Annotated in this window: 3 protein-coding genes; 1 reads left to right on the top strand and 2 read right to left on the bottom strand. The window is 65.9% G+C overall.

Translation table 11 applies throughout. The features are described from left to right. Positions 1–376 precede the first annotated feature (376 nt). Positions 377–1,579, bottom strand: coding sequence for a helix-turn-helix transcriptional regulator (locus AB0C16_RS39825; RefSeq protein ID WP_357691305.1), 1,203 nt, complete (start codon positions 1,577–1,579; stop codon positions 377–379). After that, on the bottom strand, positions 1,576–1,884 hold the full coding sequence (locus tag AB0C16_RS39820; protein WP_357691303.1) for an antibiotic biosynthesis monooxygenase: 309 nt from the start codon (positions 1,882–1,884) through the stop codon (positions 1,576–1,578). The genes AB0C16_RS39825 and AB0C16_RS39820 overlap by 4 nt, the downstream gene beginning before the upstream one ends. A 171-nt stretch (positions 1,885–2,055) precedes the next feature. On the opposite strand from AB0C16_RS39820, the gene AB0C16_RS39815 reads away from it, so the two are divergent. Next, positions 2,056–2,496, top strand: coding sequence for an ATP-binding protein (locus AB0C16_RS39815; RefSeq protein ID WP_357691301.1), 441 nt, complete (start codon positions 2,056–2,058; stop codon positions 2,494–2,496). Positions 2,497–3,038 lie beyond the last annotated feature (542 nt).

Genomic DNA, 3,038 nt, shown 5'->3' with positions numbered 1-3,038 from the left:
CAGCCGGTTGCCTTCATCGTCATCGATCTCGCGGACGCGAACCCGTTCAGCCACCACAGCAGTCTGAAACGATCACGCCGACCGAGGTGGGACCTTGATCGGCGTGCCGTTACGAAACAGGGCAAACCCGATCTGCTACGGCACTAGGGTGCTTATCGCATCCGGGCCTGGGCGGGTCTCCCGCTCAGGCCACTTTCATGTGTGGCCTGTGTCCTCCTCGCGGGGAGTGGCGTTCCGGTATCCACCCCTGAAAACGCGAAGAGCGTTTGTGCTGGACTGTCACCCTCCGGTTACGGAGAGTTCCGGCTACAGCACAAACGCTACCCCGTACCGAGAGTAACTGCTAGTACTTTCAGTACTACGACACGTACTTTTTCTACGCCCCCACCCGGTCGGCCAGCCCACGCAGCTCAGACGAGGCCGGATCCTGCATCGCCAGCAGATCAGAGACCAACTGACGGACGACGCGATGGTTGGGGATCTGCTCAGGCGTGATCGCCTCCGCCGCCAGCAGCGCGAACACCGCCTCATCGACCTGACGACGCTGAGCGTGCGCACGGGCCAGATCGATGTTCAGCCGAGCCCGCCGCTCACCCGACAGCGTCGAGGTGTCCACCGCGGACCCCACCCGCAGCGCGTGCCCGGCGTCACCCACCTCCACCGCCACGGCCACCTCATGCAGAGCGACGTTGGCCGGCCCGAACTCGGTGTTGTAGTCGTTACGCCCATCCCCGAGCCGTCCGGCCATCTCCCGGGCTTTGGCCAGATGCTCATAAGCGGTGTCGGCCTGGTTCAGCCGGGAGGCGGCCACGGCGCGTTGCAGCGTCAGGCCGCCCCACAGCGACATCGCCTCCGGCTTGCCCTGATCGGTCAGAAACCACAGCGCCTCGGCGGCGGTCCGCGCGGTCTCCTCCACCTGATCGAAGTGACGCGCCCCCAAGAAGACGAAACCCAGCCGGAAAGCACCGGCGGCCATCATCAGCGGATCACCCGCACGCTCGGCCGCGCCGATGGCCCGATCAGCGGCGATCCACGCGGCCTCCGGCTCACCCAGCTTCGCCAACGCCGCAGAGCACGCCTGATAGGTCACGGCCAGCAACTCGAACAACTGCGCCTGCCGCTCGGGCGGGGCTGAGCGGACCGCGTTCTCCAGCATCGGCACCAGCCCGCGCAGCAGGTCGGTCAGCTCGACATAGCGGCTCGCGTGCGCCAACTCCCACGCGTGATCGACCCGCGGCTTCAGCTCCGCGGTGGCGGGAACGGGCGTCGCGTGCAACATCGCCTGCAGCGAGTGAGCGCCGGACAAGACCAGGCGCAGCCCGGCCGTGCCGGGAACCTCCTCGGCGGTGGCGGCGACCACGGGCGCTTCGGCGGCCAGCTCCGACAGCGGCACATCAAGGGTCTCGGCGACCTTCTCCAGCACCGACATGCGATCGACCTTGCGCACGCCGCGTTCCACCTGGGAGAGCCACGCCACCGACCGGTCCACCAGCCGGGCCAGCTCCGCTTGCGACAGGCCGCGCCGTTTGCGTTCTTGGGCGATGCGCCGCCCGAGCGCGCGTTGATACTCGGTGCTCACGGCGTGACGCCCTTCCCGGTTTGCAGGTCAAGCCAGTCGACCTCGACCGAGGCCAGCAGATCTTCGCGCGCTGCCAGGAAGTGCCTGGTGTGCTCGGTCTGCTCGTGGGCGTCGAACGCGGCCCGGTCTCGATACAGCTCGTAGAAGATCCGCTGGAGCGGCCGGCCGTCCACCCGGTGTGAGGCGTAGACGAGGGTTCCCGGCTCGTGTCGGCGGATCGCTTCGATCGTCTCGGTGACGAGCTGGTCGAACGCCGTGGCGCTCGTGTCGTCCTTGCAGGTGAACCGGACCATGAGTCCGAACATGCACCCTCCTTGGTCGCCGCCCCTACCTGGATCGCTGCTCTTTACCTGACCAGTACTTATTGTGCGGCGCAAGTACATCGAATCACTTGTACTAGAAGTATGGTACCAGTACTTTAAGTATCGATGGCAGATGTCAGTGCTTTGAACTGCACGAACGCGAGGTACGCCGACATGATTCCAGCCCCGAACAACCAGGACAGCCACAAAGAGATCCACCGGTGGCGCCGCACCTTCCCCGGGACCCGGAACCAGATCCGCCGAGCCCGCCACTTCACCGCCGGCTACCTAACCGGACAGCACGAAGCCGACACCGCCCAACTCATCGTCTCCGAACTGGCCACCAACGCCATCCGCCACACCCACAGCGGAGCAGCCGGTGGCCACTTCCACCTCACCCTCTACATGGGCAGCCAACTCCTCCTCCTCGCCGTCACCGACGAAGGCGGCCCACTGACTCCCCGCATCCAGCACACCGGCACAGACCAGCCCAACGGACGAGGTCTGCACCTGGTCGCCGAACTGACCACCCGCTGGGGCGTCTACGGCGACCACCACGGCCACACCGTCTGGGCCCTGCTACCCCTCGCGCCGCCGAACCCCGCCGCCGCGTGAACCACTGCCTGTCGCCCCACATCCCCCCGCCACGACCAGGCTGCACCAAACTCGACTGGCTCCAACCACGCGGCGACTCACCATGCCGAGTCATCGCCTGGACCTGCGACTGCCAGAACATCGTCTACGAACTATGCGGAGCAGGCGGCCAGACCTACATCAAACGCACACGAATCGACGCCACCGTCACCCTTGAATCGCACCGCATGTACACACGCGAAGGATGGGCCACATGGCACGCCCTCCTCTCCGGACACGCACGATAGCCCTGGCAGTCCAACGGGCCTTAGAACAGTCGTCCAAGATTTAGGGCCGACCAAGATCAATTTTTGGCGCTCAGCCTGGATGAGAACTTTCTCTACGGTTTCAAGGCGCGTGCCGCCTACGGCGTCCCGCGCGCGTCGGGCGGTCGCTGGCCGCGCTGCGGCTCTTCGGCCGGTCGCGGCCAGCGCGTGCGACACGAGGTCGCTTGTTGCGAGTGGACTCGCAGATTGGAGGATCGACGAGTTGTTGTCGATGGTGTAGTCCCGGGTCTGTGCTCT

It is taken from the genome of Nonomuraea sp. NPDC048916, from assembly GCF_040649575.1.
Classification (GTDB): Bacteria; Actinomycetota; Actinomycetes; order Streptosporangiales; family Streptosporangiaceae; genus Nonomuraea.
Note: the sequence above shows the minus strand (reverse complement) of the source record. Positions and strands in the feature narration are given on the sequence as shown.

What these genes read in the sequence shown, in the direction of transcription:
- AB0C16_RS39820 (WP_357691303.1), bottom strand. Translation starts at nt 1,884, where the DNA reads ATGTTCGGACTCATGGTCCGGTTCACCTGCAAGGACGACACGAGCGCC.
- AB0C16_RS39815 (WP_357691301.1), top strand. Translation starts at nt 2,056, where the DNA reads ATGATTCCAGCCCCGAACAACCAGGACAGCCACAAAGAGATCCACCGG.